General features: G+C 67.6%; 18 protein-coding genes and 1 pseudogene. 8 read left to right on the top strand and 11 right to left on the bottom strand.

Annotated elements, in window-relative coordinates; translation table 11 throughout:
• Positions 1-76: 76 nt before the first annotated feature.
• The 3 genes and pseudogenes from ACFYMC_RS03060 to ACFYMC_RS03050 all read right to left on the bottom strand — a co-directional run bounded on the left by ACFYMC_RS03060 (position 77) and on the right by ACFYMC_RS03050 (position 5,747).
• Complete coding sequence (locus ACFYMC_RS03060) at positions 77-3,292, bottom strand: Tn3 family transposase (RefSeq protein WP_388517851.1); 3,216 nt, start codon at positions 3,290-3,292, stop codon at positions 77-79.
• A gap of 133 nt (positions 3,293-3,425) precedes the next feature.
• Positions 3,426-4,838: pseudogene (locus ACFYMC_RS03055) on the bottom strand (DUF4158 domain-containing protein); the annotation flags it as partial.
• Between the two features lie 96 nt (positions 4,839-4,934).
• Positions 4,935-5,747 (bottom strand): IS630 family transposase, encoded by an 813-nt coding sequence (locus tag ACFYMC_RS03050; protein WP_388517848.1) that lies wholly within the window; start codon positions 5,745-5,747, stop codon positions 4,935-4,937.
• Between the two features lie 415 nt (positions 5,748-6,162).
• Between ACFYMC_RS03050 and ACFYMC_RS03045 the strand changes: the two genes are divergently transcribed.
• The 3 genes from ACFYMC_RS03045 to ACFYMC_RS03035 all read left to right on the top strand — a co-directional run bounded on the left by ACFYMC_RS03045 (position 6,163) and on the right by ACFYMC_RS03035 (position 9,220).
• The gene (locus tag ACFYMC_RS03045; RefSeq protein WP_388517846.1) at positions 6,163-6,942 is read left to right on the top strand and encodes a hypothetical protein; all 780 of its coding nucleotides are present in this window, start codon (positions 6,163-6,165) and stop codon (positions 6,940-6,942) included.
• A gap of 20 nt (positions 6,943-6,962) precedes the next feature.
• Entirely contained in the window at positions 6,963-7,133 is a 171-nt protein-coding gene (locus ACFYMC_RS03040; protein ID WP_388517843.1) for a hypothetical protein, read from the top strand.
• A gap of 875 nt (positions 7,134-8,008) precedes the next feature.
• Entirely contained in the window at positions 8,009-9,220 is a 1,212-nt protein-coding gene (locus ACFYMC_RS03035; protein WP_388517840.1) for an amidohydrolase family protein, read from the top strand.
• A gap of 81 nt (positions 9,221-9,301) precedes the next feature.
• Here the strand turns inward: ACFYMC_RS03035 and ACFYMC_RS03030 are convergent, their stop codons facing one another.
• Positions 9,302-9,787, bottom strand: coding sequence for a hypothetical protein (locus tag ACFYMC_RS03030; RefSeq protein ID WP_388517837.1), 486 nt, complete (start codon positions 9,785-9,787; stop codon positions 9,302-9,304).
• A gap of 160 nt (positions 9,788-9,947) precedes the next feature.
• Here ACFYMC_RS03030 and ACFYMC_RS03025 point away from each other — a divergent pair, with 160 nt between their 5' ends.
• Entirely contained in the window at positions 9,948-10,871 is a 924-nt protein-coding gene (locus tag ACFYMC_RS03025; RefSeq protein WP_388517834.1) for an FkbM family methyltransferase, read from the top strand.
• Positions 10,872-10,931: 60 nt separating this feature from the next.
• Here the strand turns inward: ACFYMC_RS03025 and ACFYMC_RS03020 are convergent, their stop codons facing one another.
• The 5 genes from ACFYMC_RS03020 to ACFYMC_RS03000 form a co-directional block, all read right to left on the bottom strand.
• Positions 10,932-11,282 (bottom strand): hypothetical protein, encoded by a 351-nt coding sequence (locus ACFYMC_RS03020; protein ID WP_388517832.1) that lies wholly within the window; start codon positions 11,280-11,282, stop codon positions 10,932-10,934.
• Positions 11,279-12,025 carry a GntR family transcriptional regulator gene (locus ACFYMC_RS03015; RefSeq protein ID WP_388517963.1) on the bottom strand — a complete coding sequence of 249 codons (747 nt, stop codon included), beginning with the start codon at positions 12,023-12,025 and terminating at the stop codon, positions 11,279-11,281. Before ACFYMC_RS03015 ends, ACFYMC_RS03020 begins: the two co-directional genes overlap by 4 nt.
• Positions 12,022-12,246, bottom strand: a complete 225-nt coding sequence (locus tag ACFYMC_RS03010; protein ID WP_327163206.1) for a hypothetical protein — start codon at positions 12,244-12,246, stop codon at positions 12,022-12,024. Before ACFYMC_RS03010 ends, ACFYMC_RS03015 begins: the two co-directional genes overlap by 4 nt.
• Before the next feature lie 193 nt (positions 12,247-12,439).
• Complete coding sequence (locus tag ACFYMC_RS03005; RefSeq protein ID WP_388517829.1) at positions 12,440-12,748, bottom strand: hypothetical protein; 309 nt, start codon at positions 12,746-12,748, stop codon at positions 12,440-12,442.
• Positions 12,724-13,011, bottom strand: a complete 288-nt coding sequence (locus tag ACFYMC_RS03000) for a hypothetical protein (RefSeq protein WP_388517827.1) — start codon at positions 13,009-13,011, stop codon at positions 12,724-12,726. The genes ACFYMC_RS03005 and ACFYMC_RS03000 overlap by 25 nt, the downstream gene beginning before the upstream one ends.
• Positions 13,012-13,108: 97 nt before the next feature.
• On the opposite strand from ACFYMC_RS03000, the gene ACFYMC_RS02995 reads away from it, so the two are divergent.
• Positions 13,109-13,864 (top strand): GntR family transcriptional regulator, encoded by a 756-nt coding sequence (locus ACFYMC_RS02995; RefSeq protein ID WP_388517824.1) that lies wholly within the window; start codon positions 13,109-13,111, stop codon positions 13,862-13,864.
• Here the strand turns inward: ACFYMC_RS02995 and ACFYMC_RS02990 are convergent.
• Together ACFYMC_RS02990 and ACFYMC_RS02985 are read right to left on the bottom strand one after the other, a co-directional pair.
• Positions 13,854-14,612: a glycosyltransferase family 2 protein gene (locus ACFYMC_RS02990; protein ID WP_388517821.1), complete on the bottom strand. Its 759-nt coding sequence runs from the start codon at positions 14,610-14,612 to the stop codon at positions 13,854-13,856. The genes ACFYMC_RS02995 and ACFYMC_RS02990 overlap by 11 nt on opposite strands.
• Positions 14,613-14,620: 8 nt before the next feature.
• Positions 14,621-15,409 (bottom strand): GntR family transcriptional regulator, encoded by a 789-nt coding sequence (locus ACFYMC_RS02985; protein WP_388517960.1) that lies wholly within the window; start codon positions 15,407-15,409, stop codon positions 14,621-14,623.
• 326 nt (positions 15,410-15,735) lie between these two features.
• Here ACFYMC_RS02985 and ACFYMC_RS02980 point away from each other — a divergent pair, with 326 nt between their 5' ends.
• From ACFYMC_RS02980 to ACFYMC_RS02970, 3 genes are all read left to right on the top strand, one after another.
• Positions 15,736-16,110: a hypothetical protein gene (locus ACFYMC_RS02980; RefSeq protein ID WP_388517819.1), complete on the top strand. Its 375-nt coding sequence runs from the start codon at positions 15,736-15,738 to the stop codon at positions 16,108-16,110.
• Positions 16,111-16,219: 109 nt separating this feature from the next.
• Complete coding sequence (locus ACFYMC_RS02975; RefSeq protein ID WP_388517816.1) at positions 16,220-16,534, top strand: hypothetical protein; 315 nt, start codon at positions 16,220-16,222, stop codon at positions 16,532-16,534.
• A complete protein-coding gene (locus tag ACFYMC_RS02970) occupies positions 16,531-17,472 on the top strand; it encodes a DUF2637 domain-containing protein (protein ID WP_388517813.1) in 942 nt (313 codons plus the stop codon). Before ACFYMC_RS02975 ends, ACFYMC_RS02970 begins: the two co-directional genes overlap by 4 nt.
• The last annotated feature ends 80 nt before the right edge of the window (positions 17,473-17,552 follow it).

The following is a 17,552-nucleotide window of genomic DNA, read 5'->3' as shown; positions in this document are numbered from 1 at the left end:
GGTCGTTCACCTCGTCCTCGGTGAGCTCGCGTGTCTCGTCCATGACCCTCATGGTGCCGCCCCGCCCGACGCCGGCTCAGGCGGCTTGGCCGAGGCCGGCGGCGCTCAGGTCCTGCTCGCGGAGCTGGGTGAAGTCGACGTCCAGCTTCGGGTCGTACGCCTCGGGCTGGATGCCGAGCTCGTGCGTGCTGTACTCGCCGAAACGGTTGATGTGCTCAGTCAGGTACGGCGAGATGTGGACCAGATCCTCCGGCTCGATCGTCCAGCCCTCTTCCAGCAGCTGCCGCACGATCTCGGCGATGTCCAGGGCGTTGTGGAAGATCACCGCGTTCGTGAGCAGGGCGTTGAACTTCATCGCCTTCTCCTGCTCAACGGGGTCGTTGTCCGCGATGACGCCGCGGTTGCCGAAGCCGATCCACTGCGAGAAGCCGTTGAACGCTTCGGTCTTGTTCGTTGCCGCCGTCACCCGCCGGCGAAGCGCCGGATCGGAGAGGTAGCGCAGCAGCTGGACGGTGCGGATCACGCGGCCGACCTCGCGGAAGGCGGCGTAGGTGGCGTTCTTCTTGGAGCCCGAGCGCAGCCGCTTGAGGAGCGTGGACGAGGAGATCGTGCCCTCCCGTACGGAGACCGCGACCTTCATCAGGTGCTTGAACTGGGACTCGATCAGGTCCCAGTCGATGACGTTCTTGCCCGGCTCGCCGAACAGCGCGTCGATGTGCACGTACTCGGTGGTCTTGCTGGGCCGGTAGAAGGTCAGGCCCTTCCAGTTCCTGATCCTGGGCATGAGATCGAAGCCCAGCAGGTGCGCGAGCGCGAACACCGGCTGGGACTGGCCCTGGGTGTCCGCGTGCACCGTGGTGGGCTTGACCTCGGAGGAGTTCTTCAGCAGGCCCTCGATGATGTAGACGGCCTCCCACACCCCGCACGGGATGAAGTGCGTGAACAGCGCGACGTAGGTGTCGGAGATGTGGTGGTAGGCGATCCCGCCCGGCTTGCCGTACCGCACGGAGGTCTCGGCGAGCAGGTTGTCGAGGTAGGTGTCCATGTGGGTGCCGTCCGCGGCGACCGTGGTGCCGTCGCCCCACGCCTGGGAGATGTCCAGGCGGGCGTGTGCGTTGACCAGGTCGGCGATCGCCTCGTTCAGCAGCACGATCGAGAAGTGCCGGTTCGCCACGTAGGCCAGCTCGTGGCCGCTCACGCCGGGGATGTGCCGGGCGGCCTCGTACGGGCCCATGTTGGTGCCCTTGACGAAGGTCGTGATGACGTAGCGGCCGAAGGGATCGTCCAGCTTCGGCTCGTTGCCGGAGGCGGGGCCGAAGCGCTGCCACCAGTCCACCCAGTACGCGGTCCTCGCCACGATTCCCATGAGCGAGCGCTCCGGCATCCTGGCCTTGATCTCCTGCTCCAGGCGCCTGGCCGAGGGCCGCTGTCCCTCCGAGCGGTGCGGCTTCAGCGACGGGATGCCGGTCTCGGGGTCGATGATCAGGCCCTCGTTGTCCGGGTAGCCGGCATCCGCCGCCGCGGCGGCCGCGGTGAGCTTGTCCTCCAGCTGCCGGCGGAAGGAAACCGCGTCGAATCCGTCGGTCTCGCCCTCCTCGCACAGGCCGACCTCGACCAGGTAGGTGCCCAGCTTCTCCTGCACGACCTCCCAGTCCAACAGCTGCTTGGACCAGTCCGCGTACTCCTCCGAGCCGACCACCGCGACGTCGCCGGTGCGCAGTTCCTCGGCGAGCGCGGTGAAGACCATCGCCTCGAAGTGCTTGCGCACGAACTGCCCCGTGCGGGTCTTGTCGACCACGGCCTTGCGCCAGTTCTGCGTGGCGAAGGAGATGTCCACCTCCTTGCCCTCCTCGTCGAAGGCGGTGATGTACTCGCCCCGGGCGCCCTGGTGCCGCATCGCGTGCGCGAGCGCGTCCAAGACCCGCCGGTCCTCGGACGTCTCGGTGAACTCCAGCTTCTCGGCCAGGTCGAACATCACCGCGCGGTCCCGGCCGATCTGCCCGTACAGCAGCACCTCCCAGAAGTTGCCGTGATGGGCGGAGACCTTCTCGATCTGCTCGTACTGCTGGTCGAACCCGCCGAGCTCCTCCACCGCCCTTGTCACGGCGCCGAGGCCGCCAGCCTGCACCAGCAGGGCCCTGGCCATCGCCAGGACCGCCGGGGAGACCTTGCCGCCCAGCCGCTGGGCGACCTCGTCCACCGGCGCCTCGTCGTCCAGGCCCTCCAGAGCCTCACGGACTTCGGCGGTCATGGCCGCGGCCTTCTGAACCGCCTGATGGGCGGGGCCACCGTCGTCGATGTTCTTGAGCACGGTGCGGTAGTTCCCGATCAGGGCCTCGACGATCTCCCGCTCGGCGAGCCGGATCGCCTCCAGCTCCTCCTTGGCCCTCTTGATCTTCGTCGCGACACGCTTGGTGAACATCGTCGCCAGGTCGTCACGGACCCGCATCCTCGCCTTGTGCGTCAGGCACGCGATCAGCGCGATCTGCTTGATGGGGGCGTAGTCCCGCAGCTCCGAGGCGTCCGCCGCGTCCGCTTCCCCGGCGAAGTCGGTGATCTTCCCCGTGGCCACCGACTCCATCCACACCGACGTATCGCCGAGCTCGTCCAGCCACTCCCGGCGCTTGGCCAGGTTCTTGAAATGCGACCAGGTCGGCCCCTTGGCAGGCTTCTTCAACCGGTTGAACAGCGTCGTGCCGTCCGAGTCGCGCTCCTCCAGCAGCCGCAGCAGCCCGGCCCGCTGAACGGGACTCATCCGGTCGTGGATTCCCTCGCGGATCGAGGCGTTCACCTCAGTGCGGATCTTCGAGGCCATCTTGTCGAAGGTAGAGAACCCGGGCAGTTCCAGCCCGGCCTCCACGACCTTCTCCAGCGCGATGTTGATGAGATCCGCGGGCCGGTTCTTCGCCTCGGCCTCCTTGCGGATCGACCGCTCCACGATCCTGCGGGCCTCGCCCTGGTCGTACTTCACGCCGACCTTCTTGCGCACCAGGCCCCGATGGTGCTTGGCCGTACGCTCCGCCCGGTACACCGGCAGCGTGCCCTCCGGCAGCTCCACCTGCCGCCGGACGAACTCCACCACCTGCGCCGGCACGTCCTCCAGCGCGGGGAAACAGCCCATGCGCTGGTACGACTTCAGCACCAGCAGCAGGGCCAGCAGATGCTCGTCACCATCCGTGGCATCGGCCGCCCACTGAACCTCATCACGAGTCGGCGAGAAGAACAGATGCAGCTCATGCGCGGTGATCAGCCGCTTGAACCGCGGGTACGCGGTCCGCTCGATCGAGGTCACAATCCCGCCCCGGGCCCAGACGACAACAACATCAACACCAACGACACTGAGCCGAACGGGTGACGGGCCGGGGCGCTCAGGGCCCCAAGATCAACTCATTGCCCCTTTGACCCGTATCTCGGCGATACCCCTACACCGCCTTGCGCCAGGCGGGCGGTACGAGCTTGTCGTCCACCTCGCGCAGCAGCAGCGGCTTGTCCTTCACCCGCCGCCGCGCCAGCGCCGGCAGCCGCCGCACCCCGGCCAGCACCCGCGCGCCGACGGGCGCCGCCCCCAGCGCGCTCGTCTCGCCCAGCAGGGCCAGGAACGGCCGCACGGTCGCGTACCGGTTCGTCAGCGCGGCGCGCATGGCGACCTCGGCGGAGTCCTCGTCCTCCGGCACGAGCGAGACCACCAGCGCCGCCGCGCTCATCACCGCGGCCCTGGGGGCGACCTCCTCCACCGCCCGCCACAGCGCCGCCGCATCCAGGTCGGTGCCGTGGGTCTCGACCAGCTCCAGCTCCTCGAACAGCACCTTCGCCGCCCGCGCGAGCGTGCGGGACGCCTTCTCCAGCTGCGGCAGCGTCGAGAGCCGGTCCTTGTCCGTGGCCCGCTTCGCCGTGCTGATCAGCCGCGTCGCCATCAGGACCTGGAACAGGTCCAGGGCCTCGTCGATCGCCTTGGCCTCCAGGTGCCGCATCACCGCCGTCAGCATCGCGGTGCGCTTCGGCTCGGCGGCCCGCTCCAGCCCGGCCGCCTTCGAGCCCAGCCCGTACCGGGCCAGCGCCGCCAGCCGGTTCGGCGGGATCTTGTTCAGCCGCACCCGGCCCAGGCCGAACGCGCCGATCTCGTCCACCCGCTCCAGCGAGCGGGCGAACGCCGTGCCCGTCGTCCGCGTCGGCGGCCGGCGCAGCCGCTCCAGCTCCGAGAACCGCTTCCCCTCCGGCGTGACCAGCGTGGCCACCAGCTGCGCGGGCAGCTCCCGGTCCGCGCGGGCCGCGGCCCGCGCGACGGTGGCGTGCAGCCGCTTCTCGGCGATCGTGCGGACCTCGGAGACCTGCCGGGCCAGCACCGAGACACCCGGCAGCAGCACCCGGTTGCGGCGCAGCCAGCCCACCGCCTGGTTGAACAGCGCCACCGGCCCCTCGGCGTGCGTCCACGCCCGCCCGTGCAGGAACGTGCGGAACCTGCGCGACCACTCCGGGTCCTCGTACTCGTGGTACTCGTAGGCGTCCCGGATCTCCCACGCGTGCTCGTACGCCGTCTTCGGCCGCTCGGTGTACCGCTTCACGCACGACGGGTCCTCGATCCCCAGCTGCGCGGCCAGGTGCTCGACCACCGGCCACGGCACATCGAGGGGGTCCTCCGGCAGGAACCGGCCGATATAGCGGACCGTGCACATCTGGAGGGCGAACCCAAGTTGGTGGTGCTTCGTACGCCGCAGCGCGATCAGATCGCGGTCGACGTCGTCCAGGAAGAAGAACCGCTCCAGCTCCGGACGCGTGGGCTCCTCGGCGAACTTCCCGTACGCCTCAGCCTGCTCATCAGTTAAAAATTCCACCGGCACGCGGCGGACGGTAGCCGCCCCTCACGCATGATCGACGATCTTCACAGGAACCTCTGCGCGGCACCCGATCACTGTGCTAGGCGACCATGATCAATCTCAGCGCCAACGGCTGTACCGATGTTCCCCAAGGCCGGAGTGCCGGTCGACGACCAGGTGGACCTTACGGTCGAAGTTCCCGACAAGCCGGGCGAGGAAGCGGCACATGACCTTCGCGTCGAACGACTCGGTGAAGACCATGAAGTGCATCCGCCCCCTGGTGCTGATCGCGGACATCGCGTTCACCGAGAACCGGTTCCCGGTGCGGTGCACGACCGGCGTCTGACCCTTGGCTCCCCAGGTGCGGCCGGTGACCTGGTCCGATCGGATGCCGACCTGATCGGCGAACAGCACCTCGGCGTTCTCCGCCCTCGCTCTGGCCCGGATCGCCGGCCAGGTCTCCTCGCGCCAGATCCGGACCGCCTCCGGATCCTGCTCGACCGCCCGCTTGTCCGGCCGCTGGAACGTCAGTCCCCACCGCTTGAGGTACTTGCCCACTCCCGGCTCAGTGAAGCGGACCCGGTACAGCTTGAAGATCAGCTCGCCTATCAGCCCCCGCGTCCACAGCTGACCGGAAAGCCCCAGGCCGGATGGGGTGTGGTCGAGGACGGCCTGCCGCACGGCGGCCTGCTCGGCCTCCCCGAGCACTTGGTGCACACCAACCGGCTTGCCGCGAGGACGCATGACCAGGGCCTCCCGCCCGCCGGCCTGCCACTTCGCCCACCACTGGTCGACCGCCTTCAGCGACACCCCAAAGATCGCGGCCACGTCCTCGCGGTCCCGTCCCGCCACCAGCGCGGCCACCGCACGCAGCCGCAGGGCTTCCTGCGCCGACGGCGACAGATGCCGCGCGTCCCCCACCAGATCGCTCACACACCACCAACGACCCAGAACCCAAACCGTTTCGGATCAATAAGTTTGCGGTGGACTAGCCTCAGATCCGGAATGCCGGACCCCGGCACTCCTATTCGGCACCTTACAGAAATGGAATTCCGGGGTCCGGCGTTCCATTTCTGTAAGGTGCTGAAATCGGTCAGAAGGGTGACCTTCACAGGAGCGTGCGAATGCCGTTCCGCAGGTCAGGGGGGGTGAACTCGCGCAAGATGCTGTGGAATTCAGCCATTGCATCCACTTGAGGTAAACGTGAGCAGGAATTGTGCCCTCCATCACATCGCCACCCCCTGTGCCCGTGGTCACATTTGCATCGAACGGCCGAACGTAACTCACTTCCCACAAAGGTGATTTGACTCATTCAGTTCGTTCGGCACTGTATCTAGTGGAGGATCGCGTGAAGACCAGCACCACAAGGCGCAAGTTCGGCCAGTTCGCATTAGCGGCCACCGCGGCGGCCCTCCTGACACCGCTCACCGCCGGTGTAGCCAGCGCCGGGGAAGCCTCGGAAGCCGCCACGTCTAGCCCAGCCGCCTACACCACGTATCTCCAGCACGCCTCCGAGGCCGGAGCGGACCAGACCCTCAAGGGCTTCAAGGGTCTGGACGCCGCCGACCAGCAGCGCTACCTCAACTACCTCAACGACCCCGAGGTCTTCGAAAACCTCCTCGAAGAGGCCACGAACGACTCCGTACCCCTGAGCGCCAGGCCCTTGTCCGCCGCAGGCACGCTGAGCACCACCGACGCGGCAACCTCCGAGGGCGGAGACATCGTCGTGGAGAAGCAGGCCAGCGCCACCTTCACTCTCGATGCCCCGCCCAAGGGCCAGCTCGGCACGCAGAATCTGTCACGCGGTACGTGGACTACCAGCTATACCGTCTCCCAGAAGATCTTCGGGATCACCGTCACCAAGCTGGTCGCGAAGGTGAACTACTACACCACCGGCAGCACGGTCACCCGAGTGAACTGGGCCGACGGCGCGGTCCGCAACCTCAACGCCGCAGTCTCCATCTCCAAGGGCATCCCCAGGGCATGGCTGTCTGGTGGCACCGCCTACGGGCAGGTCACCTGGGAGGGCAGTATCATCTACAAGGGCTTCGGTATCCAACTCGACAAGGTACATCGCGTGTGGGCCAACAAGGACGGCTACCAGGGTGGTTACCTCAGGAACGTCTGATCCCTACAAGGGGGGACCTCATGACCGCTAAAAGCACCATCACTGTTCTCCTCGCGATCCTCGCGGCTCTCCTGACCTTGGCCATCGCCGGGTTCGTGTTCTACGCGTTCAACGAGGGGGAAGGAAGCGGTTCCGACGTGAAAGTCGGCAGCGTGGCGACGCTTTCCACCGTGTATGGAGGTGCGGCATGAGCCCCGCGACCACGGGTCAGAAGCTGGCGATCGGCATCCTGTCCGCGTCGATCGCCCTCATCCTCATCGGAATGATCAATAACATCACCTGGTGAGTATCTGTCAGATCAAATAGCGTCGCGCGGGCCCAGTCGTCGTGATGGCTGGGCCCGCTTCGCTTTCCAGGTACTGAGGTTGAACTCGCGGTAGCGGGTGGTCGCGACGGCTCGTGATTCCTGCAGTATGTCGCGTTCGTAGGTATGCGCAGGGAGGCGGGCTGACGCCGAAGGGGCAACATGCCCGGGAACGAGTGCGGTTGGGGGCGGTGCACGGTTCGGGCGAGGTGAGAAGACTGCTGAGAGCGCGGCCGGGTTGCTGGTGGGCAGGCGGCAGGTCGAGAAGTGGCGCCGGTCCCGGTGCGAGGGTGGCCTGGACGCCCTGCGGTCCAAGGGGCCGATGTCGGTGGAGCGGCTCTCGCCCCGGCAGTGGGAGCGTTTGAGCGGGAGCTGGCACGGGGACCACTGGCGCACGGCTGGGACGAGGGCCAGGGCTGGACGCTGGTCAACCGCGCGTCGACCGCTGCCAAGCGGCCCGCGTGGAGGGCCGGTGAGTCCGGGCGCCAACCGAGGCCGGTGTACCTGCGGCACCCGCGTCTGCGTCGCGCGGAATCGACCCGCACGACGCCGCCCAGCGCCAGTCGCCCCTGCCCTCACCCGGTGGTGGCGAGCCTGGATGGGCATGGCCCAAGTCCACCAGCGAGTACGTCCAGTTGGCGGAGTGGACCCGGTGTCGGGGTTAAGCCAGCCTTGCCGCTTACGGCACTACCCCATAACATTAATCTGACGGCACGTCAGATTCTCGTCGGAAGGGCCGACGGGTGGCAGGGGGCATGCGGCGTGGATATCAACGGCACCGACATCGCGGATCTCCCGAAGGTGATCAGCGTGGACGATCACGTGATCGAGCCTGCACATCTCTTCGAGACCTGGCTCCCGAGCAAGTACCGCGACCGGGGGCCGAAGCCCTTCACCGCCGGCATCGGGGAACTGGAGTACATCGGCGGGAAGTACCGGTTCACGACCAACCCAGACGGCCAGCTCACGGACTGGTGGCGGTACGAGGACGGGATCTTCCCGTACAAACGGATCATCGCTGCTGTTGGCTTCTCCCGCGATGAGATGACCCTGGACGGCATCACCCGCGAGCAGATGCGCCGCGGTTGCTGGGACCCCAAGGCCAGGTTGGCCGACATGGACATGAACCACGTGGAGGCCTCGCTCTGCTTCCCTACCTTCCCGCGCTTCTGTGGCCAGACCTTCGCCGAGGCTACGGACAAAGAGGTCGCCCTCGCCTGCGTCCGCGCCTACAACGACTGGATGGTCGAGGAGTGGTGTGGTGACAGTGAGGGTCGGTTGATCCCGCTCTGCCTGATCCCGCTCTGGGACGTTGACCTGGCAGCGGTGGAGATCCGACGGAACGCGGCCCGGGGCGTCCGAGCGGTCACGTTCTCCGAGATCCCTACCTGCCTGGGGCTGCCGTCCATCCACACTGGCTACTGGGACCCGTTCTTCGCGGCATGCGAGGAGACCGGGACTGTGGTCAACATGCACATCGGCTCGTCGTCGCAGATGCCCGCAGCTTCCCCTGATGCTCCCCCTGCCGTTCAGGCCGCGTTGAGCTTCAACAACGCGATGGCCTCGATGATGGACTTCCTGTTCAGCGGTGTGCTTGTCAAGTTCCCAAGGCTGAAGCTGGCTTACAGCGAGGGCCAGATGGGATGGATCCCGTACGCGCTGGAGCGGGCCGACGACGTGTGGGCACAGCACAGGGCCTGGGGCGGAGTGAGGGATCTGATCCCGGAGCCGCCATCCTCCTACTACTACCGGCAGATCTTCTGCTGTTTCTTCCGCGACAAGCACGGCATCGAGGCGATCGAGACCGTTGGCGTGGACAACGCCACCTTCGAGACCGACTATCCCCACGTCGACTCGACGTGGCCGCACACGAGGCAGGTCGCAGCGGACCACGTCGCCGGCCTTCCTGACGACGTCGCCTACAAGCTCCTGCGGGGCAACGCAATCCGAATGCTAGACCTCCCCTTTGTTTAGGGCCTGGCTGACAAGCCCTAGACACGCAGGGCACCTCTTTCTCCTGCCAGGAGAAGGTCACCCCGGCTAACGCCGTCGGTACTACATCCAACCGGCCGACCTGGCCGCGATGACCGCCGCTGCCTCGGCTGCCTCTGCCTTGGCGTTCAGTTCCGCACTCCGTCCCCGGGCGGTGCTGCCCGCCGCCTCCGCTGCGGCCAGAGAGGCACGGATCGCATTCCGGTGGGCGGCCTCGGCAAGCTCGCCACCTTCGTCGTAGGTCTTGGCCACCTGCGCAGCCACGGTGGCGGTAGCAGCGGCGTTCCGGGCACATCGAGCATCGGCAGCCGGGTCGGGAGCTCTCTCGTACAAAGTGCCGATGGACTGGCTGGCCAGGCGGACCGCATGGGCAGCCTTGGAGTCCAGGTCGTCGGGTACGAGCTTCGCCTGGCTGGTGTCGACTCCCGCGTGTCGGCACGCGGCGACTGCCCGGCTCACCGCGCTGCGGGCACGAGCCCCGTGCCCGGCTCGCAGTGCTTCTTCGATAGTGGTGATTTCGGCCTGGTTGGTGCCATCGGGAAGTGTCATGACCGTCTCCTCGCCCCGCCCGGATTCGTCGGCGGCAGGGTGGCACGCAGCCTGCAAAGAGGCCAGAACGATGCATCAGGTGAATTGCCCAGGGGTGGCAAGACGTCTGGGCGGCGCCGAGCGCTACCGTTCAGACGGAGCCGGGCAGAAAGGCAAGCGGATGATCACCCCAGTGTCAGAGATCCTGGTGACCCTAGGTCGTCGGTACGTACGCGACTTTCCGATCTCCACAGGCAAGGCCTTCCTCGCCGGCCACCTCCTCAATCGGTACTTGCGAGAGCACCCCCGCCGCCACGTTGTCGAGACCCGGCTCGGGGTCAAGATCGCTGTCGATACCCAGGACCTCATCCAGCGATATCTGTACTTGTTCGGGGTGTGGGAGCCGCACATGTCCCGCTGGCTACTGGGGCGGCTGCGCCCCGGGGACACGTACGTGGACGTCGGCGCCAATATCGGCTACTACAGCCTCCTCGCCGCGCAGCTCGTCGGGACCGACGGCCGGGTCGTCGCCATCGAGGCCTCGCCGGTGTTCCACCGGCGTCTCTTGCAGAACGTCACGCTCAACAAGTACGGCAACGTCCGCGCGATCAATGGCGCAGTCTCGGACACCGAGGAGATCCTGAAGTTCGTGCTGGCCAGCTCCGCCAACATGGGAGCGAACAGCATCGTTCCGTACGGAGGGCCGGCCGAGTCGACGTTCGAGATCGCGGCGCGACCGCTGCCGGACCTTCTCGCCGAGGAGGAGATCGCTCGTGCTCGCGTGATCAAGATCGATGTCGAAGGCGCCGAGGGCAGCGTCGTCCGGGGGATGGCCCCCCTGCTCTCCCGGCTCCGGCCCGACGCGGAGATCACCGTGGAGGTCACCCCGGAGCGCATGGCCCAGCTCGGCGATTCCGCCGACGAGCTCATGCAGACGATGCGGGCTCACGGCTTCCACCCCTACCGGCTCGTCAACGACTACACGCCGGAGAGCTACGTGGCGGCGCTCCACGGGGCCGCTAGAGCCCCCGAACGACTCAAGGGATCCGTCATGGGCGAGACCGATCTGATCTTCTCCAGGATCGACGCGGACAAGCTCTCGTGACACAAAGCGGCCCGGGTACCCATACCTCGGGGAACCCGGGCCAGCCCTGTCTCATCTTGCTCAGCAGAATGCCGCCGCCGGCAGGTGCGGACCTTCCTCGCCGTCGTCACGTGCGCCGCTGCCCTCGCGTATCGGCAGCCGGTGGCCGCGGCTCTCCGCGACGCGCAGGACGTCCCGGAGCGCGCCGGTCAGGTCGGTCACGAGGAGGCGCAGCTCCTCGGCCTCGGCGTCCCCTGCCGCCAGCACCTCTGAGGCATGTGCCACGAGCTCGGCGCTCACGGCGAGCTGGATCACCTCGGTGCTGTCGGCCAGGCGGGACAGACAGCCGTTCTCGGAGTCGGCACTCAGGAAGCAGGGCTTGCCCTCGGGACCAGGCCATGGGAGAAGACGCAGCTCACTGTGAGCGCTCATACCTCCGCCCTCCTCTCTTCGGTCAGGGTGTGATGGGTGGTGAAGGCGGCATTGGCGCGGTCGCCAGGCAGCACGAGCAGCGCCCCTTCGACCACGCGCCCGGTGGCATCGACCGCCACGCGCTCAATGGCGAGTACCGCCAGGGCTGTGCTGATGCGCAACGTCATGGCCTCCTCAGCCGTGGGAAGACGGGCGCCGATCCTCTCCCGCACCTCTGCGAGGGGATGGCGAAGCCCGACCAGCCGATCCGCCGCCACGTCAATCCAGTCGGAGGCTTCCGTGAGGTCATCCGGTGCCAGGTCAAGCGGGACATAGACGCGGCTCAGGCTGTGTGGCGACTTCCCCTCGTGACTGACGCAGCGGTACTCGACCAGCGGGGCGCCCGCAGGCACCCGCAGGAGGTCGGCCACACTCCCCCGGGCCTTCAGCCTGGTCGTGTGGATGCGGACGCTCAGACCCGCGTTGAGCGCGGCCTCGGCATCGGACGTTCGTCCACCCCCGAAGTACGTGATCCGCTGAAGCGGGTGCCGGACGAAGTTCCCTCGGCCTTGGACCTTCTCGATCAGGCCCTCGCCCTGAAGTACCGAGAGGGCGCTTCTCAGGGTCGGAACGCTCACCGTGTATCGCATCGCGAGCTGTGCTTCCGAGGGGAGTTGTTCCCCGGCCTTGATTCGGCCTGCAGAGATCTGGCCGCGAAGGTCGTCGGCAATGACCTGATGGCGGGAAGCCACGGTAGAAATCACCACTTTCTGATCATCCGCAGGGCGATGAGTCGGGTTCGGCGGTGCATGGTGAAGAGCTCGCCCGACTCGAAGAGGAGGCGCTTCGCACCATGGGGAAGCTGGCGCAGGTCGGCGACACGGCACGGCTGGCCCCCGATCTGGATGACGTCGCCGCGCTGGACGCTGGCTGACGTGATCTCGATGGAAGCGGCCATCGCCGCGCTGGGCACCCACGAACTCATCGGTCGCCCCCTGTCGAGGGGGTCACGCTGTGGCACGCGCACGTGCACGCCTCATAGGTAACCGGGATGTCCACGGGGGCCGCAGCGGGGTTCACCTTCACGCAGTCGCGATGAGACCCGACCCTGCACTCGCTGGAGCGATACGGGGAGACAACGCGGGCGGGGGTCACGTGGGTCCGGCGGCTTCGGGCCGTCACAGCGCCGCCTCCGCCGGCATCCACCACACGGCAGCACTGACCTCGTAGGACAAGCGCCGTGCACGCTCCTCGGCGGCCAGCACGTACGGGCGGACGAGTGCCGTCTCCTCGCAGGCGAGAACATCCCACCGGGCCGCGCCAAGCTGCTGAACGGCTCGTCCGAGGTGAACGACCTTCGGTCGAGCGGGTGTTACGTGGTCGAGCCGGTGCCGGCCTTTCGACGCACGGAGCCGCGCACTGGTGCGTCCGAGCGCGTCACGGATACGGTTGAACACGCTGATCAGCTCCTTGAGGCTGATGGCCATACCCCCGGGCGGCGCACACCGCTGCGGGGGTTCCTGTCGACTCCGGCCCATACGCTGCGGCCGTCCTCGCTGCTGTCGACGAGCCCGAAATGGTCGGCCGTCGTCAGCACTGCCAGAAGCTCTTGCCACTGCTCGCGGGAGATCGTTCGAGGGATGTATACGTCGATGCCGGCGTAGCCGTCGTGGTGCGTCGTGACCGGCGTGAGCCCCAAGGCGGAGAAGCGTGCGGCCATGCGGGCGATGCGATCTTCGGGAGGTGCCACGAACCCGTCCCCTGACTGCACTTGATCACCCCCACAATCTAGATAGCTAAGAGCAAGCTAGTTATCTAGATTAGAGGTGGTGGTCTAGATTTTCCATATGTCTGAGCAGCCTCCGTATCTCCACATCGCTGACGTGCTACGACGGCGCATCGCGGACCAGGAATGGACTCCGGGGGACCGGCTGCCCTCGCGGGCGCAGCTCGCGCAGGAGTGCGGAGTGGGTGAGGCAGTCATCCGACGTGCCCAGGAGTTGCTCATCTCGCAGGGCGTCCTGGAAGGGCGGGCGGGTTCGGGTACCTATGTTGCCGAGCCGCGGGAACGACTGCGCATGGTCCGCTCACAGCAGCGCGAGCACACCGATGGCTCCCTGTTCCGCGCGGAGATGGCGGCGCTCGGCAAGAGGGGTACGTGGGAGAGCCGAAGCGAAGCGATGGTGCCGGCTCCGGCCGACATCGCCTCACGCCTGAGTATCCCCGAGGCGGACTACTGCGTGCGTACCTCGTACGAGTACCTGGCCGACGGCAAGCCCGTGCTGGTGTCGACGAGTTGGGAGCCCTACAGCGTCACGTCTGGCACGCTCGCCGTCCTGCCCGAGGGTGGGCCGTACGCCGGAATGGGTGTGGTGCACCGAATGGCGGAGATCGGCATCAAGGTCAGTCGCGCCGAGGAGCGGCCGGAGCCCGGACACGCGAACGCCGAGGAGGCAGCCCTCCTCGGCGTACAGCGGGGCGCGCTCGTCACGCGCATCCAGCGGACCTACTACAGCGACGCCGGGCGCCCCGTAGAGACGGCCGACATCGTCGTGCCCGCCGCTCTCTGCGAGATCGTCTACGAGGTCCCGATCAGTCGCTAGTCGGGTACCGCCACCCGAACTCGGCCAGCTTCTCCGCCCGCGCCCGGACGACGGCCATGCGCGCGTCCCGCTCCACCGCTTCCATGTGGGAAGGCTGGCTCGTCGCCTGTCCGGGCCACTTGCGGTACAGAAGGCCGACCTCGGCCGAGAACCAGCCGCGGCTCGTCGCGTTCAGCGCCATCAGCAAGCCGGTGTCCTCGGAGGCCGGCAGTGCCATCCAGCCGCCGAGGGCGAGGAGCAGATCCTTGCGGACGAAGAGTGTGGCCGGGTGGACCTGGGCGCGGAAGTCGTTCGCCTTCCAGTACTCCAGGACCTCGCCGGGCTCGATCACACCGGGCTCCGGGTCGCCGGGGAAGCCGGCAGTCGAGCCGTCGGGAAGGAAGTCGAGCACGCGGGACGTGGCCCAGCCGATCGACGCATCCGCTTCGAGCGCGGCCAGGTCGCGGGCCAGCACACCCGGGGCCAACTGGTCGTCGGCGTCCAGGACCTTGACGTAGTCGCCGTCCGCGTGGGCCATCGCCATCATGCGTGCGACGCCGGGACCGCCCGACCTGCCCTGACGGAACGACACGCGCTCGTCGTCGGGGACGTGCGGGGCGACCTGGTCGGTCTTGCCGTCCTCCTGGATCAGCCAGTGCCACTCCCAGCCGTCGGGAAGTCCCTGCTCACAGATGGATCTGTAGGCGTCCGGCAGGAAATGCGCCGACGGAGCGTGGACAGCGGTAACGATGATGATGCGCCGGCTCACGGCAGCACTCACCACCTTTCCAGGAGAGTGGTGAAGAGCATTTCCGTGCGGTCGCCGGGCAGTGTCACATCGGAGATCTCCACGGCGCGGTTGTCGGTGTCGTACGAGGTCTTGCGGAGGACGAGGACCGACGTCCCCGGCGGGAGCTCCAGCTCCTCGGCTTCCTCTGGCGTCGGTGGACGAGCCATGACCAGTTCCTCGATGCGGTCGAGTTCTACGCCGATCGTCATGAGCTGGTTCTGCGTGCCGCCGGGCCACGGCTCCTTGGTCTCGTCCAGGAGGTCGGGATTCACAGCGACCATGTCGCGCACCAGATACGAGGACACGAGGGCGAAGGGAGCGGTCTCCGCCGCGTACCGCGTCCGATAGACCCGCTCGACCAGAGCCGTGCCTTCCGGGACTCCGAAGGCATCCGCCAGGGACTTGCCCGCCTTGGCCTCGCTATAGGAGGCGTGGAAGACGAGGTCGTCCACCTGGAGTCCCGTGTCGTGCTCGGTGGCACCGGTCTGGAGCCGCTCCTGCTCGGTCTCGCGGGCTCGATGCTTCTCCCACTGGTGACGCAGGTTGGTGCGGAGCACGGGGGTGCGGGGCCGGCGGACGAAGTTGCCGCGGCCGTGCTTCTTCTCGATCAGCCCCTCGTCTTGGAGGAGACGGAGTGCTTCCCGAATCGTCGGGACGCTCTTCTTGTACCGCTCGGCCAGCGCAGTCTCCGCCGGAAGCTTGTCGCCAGGCGCTAGCTGACCTGCACGGATGGCCTCTCTCAGCTCATCGGCGATCTTCTCGTACGCCTTAGCCATGCGGTGCTCACCGTTCCAGTCGAGGGACGCCGCCAGCATACGACTCCTAAAGAGGTCTTGACGACCGGAGGAGGCATGCGCGATAGTGCTGACCACTCCTAAAGAGGTCTTGAGGACTTGACCTCTTTAGGAGTTACGACGCCTGATGCCCGGAGGAAAGCCCGCAGGGGTGAGTACGAAGGCCGCATTCGTCCCTTGAGAACTCAACAGCGCGCCTGAAAGAACAGCGCACTTGATCTTCGGCGCCGTCGCTCCCGGCGGGGCCCGTTCCATCCGGGGGCGGGACTTCCCCCTCCGGTCCGCCATCTGTTCCCGAAGGGGGACCCATGCAGCTCGCCATCGGCGATGTCGTCCGCGACCGCGGTGACATGGTCCTTGCCACCGTGGCCGGGATGGCCACCAACGCGGAAGGCAACCTCGTCGCACTCCAGCTCTCGGGCGGCGGCGTACGGCTGACCGCGCCCTACGACCTGGTCCTCGTGGCCCGCCACAGCCGGCCGCCGAGCGCCGCTTACACCGTCGTGTCCGTGCTCGCCCTCGTCGTGGCCCTGGCCGCCGCCGTCATCGGCTGGCGTTCCGCCCAGGAGCTCGGCGCCGGATGGCCGTTGGCCTTCCTGACGGGCCTCGGCTGCTGCACCGGTGTCAAGCTCGCGCACGACTCGTGGGTTCGCCTGACCGGGCCCCGCCGCTTCCGCGTCTGACCCGGTCTCGCGCCTTTCCGCACTTCCCTGCCGACGGCGGTGGTCGACGGGCCAAACGATGCCCACCGCCCTCGGCTCTCCCATCCCATCCCGGACTCAGGAGAGACCGATGCGCACGTACGTTGGCGGCCAGGAGGCCGTGAACACCCTTGAATTCAGCGAGCTCGCCTACGGGTTCGAGTTCGACGTCCCGATGCCCGAGGACTTCCGCGAACTGTTCCTCGGCATGCCGGACGAGACCGACGAGCAGCAGGCCGTCCGGCTCGCCGCCGCCCGTGACGTGCTGGCGGAGCTGCGGGAGTCGAGCGACGCTGACGAGGTGTCGCTGCTGAACACGCTCTACGCCGAGCAGCTGATGAGCGTGGTGCCGCTGAAGAACCGGGCCGTGAAGCCCCGGGCTCCGTGGTCGAGGAAGGCCGCGTGAACAAGCCCGACCCGCACACCGCGACGCTTACTCAGCTCCCGCCCCTCACGAGAAGCGAGCGGGTACTCCTCGGCACAGTCGCCCCCGCCGGCGCCGGCGCCGGAGTCGGCGGCCTCGGCCTGGCCTCCTCGTTCAACTCCGTCTCGGGGGCGGCGGAACGCTGGGGCTTCACGCAGCCCTGGATGCTCCCGATCGGCATCGACTTCGCGATCCCCGTCTTCACCGCGGCGAACCTTCTGCTCATCCGGTTCGGTATGCCGCTGGCCTGGGTCCGTGTGGTGCCGTGGGCGCTGACCCTCGTCACCTGCTGGCTGAACATCGCGGCTGGTTCGTCGACTTCCGCCCGGATCGCACACGGGACGATGCCGCTCCTCTGGGTCGTCCTCAGCGAGATCGTCGCCCACGGGTACGCCGTACGGATCGGCGCGGCCACCGGCCGCCGGATGGAACGCATCCGGCGCTCCCGCTGGCTCTTCGCGCCCCGCGCGACGCTCGCCCTCTGGCGACGCATGGTGCTCTGGGAGCTGACCGACTACCGCGAGGCCCTGCACGAGGAGAAGAGGCGCCTGCTGGCCCGCGCCGAGCTGCGCGAGCAGTACGGCCGCCGGTGGCGCTCGAAGGCGCCGCGCCGTGACCTCGTACTTCTCCGGATGGGCGAACTCGACCGCGAAGCGGCCCAGGACGAGCACGAGGAGACCGAGCCTCCAAAGCCCCAGCCACGACGCCATGCCGCACGAGACAAGAACAGTCCCCGCATGAGCTGGGACGAAGTGCTCACCAAGGCCCGTTCCCTAACGGCCGACTGGTCCTACGAGCACCTGGACGCCGAGCGGATCCGCAAGGCCGTCGGGTGCAGCCAGGACCGGTCCCGTCAGCTTCGGGACGTCCTCAGGACTGAGCGCGAGGAACAGATGCTGCCCGACCCGGCTGGCGTCTGACGACGAAGACCGCCCCACCTCTTTCGCCGGGCCGGCCGCTGCTTTGGCGGGTAGGGCCGAGGCCCGGCTGCCCCCGTTCA

The organism is Streptomyces sp. NPDC006879 (assembly GCF_042869595.1).
Taxonomy (GTDB): domain Bacteria; phylum Actinomycetota; class Actinomycetes; order Streptomycetales; family Streptomycetaceae; genus Streptomyces.
Note: the sequence above shows the minus strand (reverse complement) of the source record. Positions and strands in the feature narration are given on the sequence as shown.

Bases quoted from the DNA above. Each gene is read 5' to 3' on its own strand.
- ACFYMC_RS02980 (WP_388517819.1), top strand. From the start codon at position 15,736: ATGCAGCTCGCCATCGGCGATGTCGTCCGCGACCGCGGTGACATGGTC.
- ACFYMC_RS02975 (WP_388517816.1), top strand. From the start codon at position 16,220: ATGCGCACGTACGTTGGCGGCCAGGAGGCCGTGAACACCCTTGAATTC.
- ACFYMC_RS03005 (WP_388517829.1), bottom strand. From the start codon at position 12,748: ATGGCCATCAGCCTCAAGGAGCTGATCAGCGTGTTCAACCGTATCCGT.
- ACFYMC_RS02985 (WP_388517960.1), bottom strand. From the start codon at position 15,409: ATGGCTAAGGCGTACGAGAAGATCGCCGATGAGCTGAGAGAGGCCATC.
- ACFYMC_RS03040 (WP_388517843.1), top strand. From the start codon at position 6,963: ATGACCGCTAAAAGCACCATCACTGTTCTCCTCGCGATCCTCGCGGCT.
- ACFYMC_RS03010 (WP_327163206.1), bottom strand. From the start codon at position 12,246: ATGAGTTCGTGGGTGCCCAGCGCGGCGATGGCCGCTTCCATCGAGATC.
- ACFYMC_RS02995 (WP_388517824.1), top strand. From the start codon at position 13,109: ATGTCTGAGCAGCCTCCGTATCTCCACATCGCTGACGTGCTACGACGG.
- ACFYMC_RS03025 (WP_388517834.1), top strand. From the start codon at position 9,948: ATGATCACCCCAGTGTCAGAGATCCTGGTGACCCTAGGTCGTCGGTAC.
- ACFYMC_RS03030 (WP_388517837.1), bottom strand. From the start codon at position 9,787: ATGACACTTCCCGATGGCACCAACCAGGCCGAAATCACCACTATCGAA.
- ACFYMC_RS03020 (WP_388517832.1), bottom strand. From the start codon at position 11,282: ATGAGCGCTCACAGTGAGCTGCGTCTTCTCCCATGGCCTGGTCCCGAG.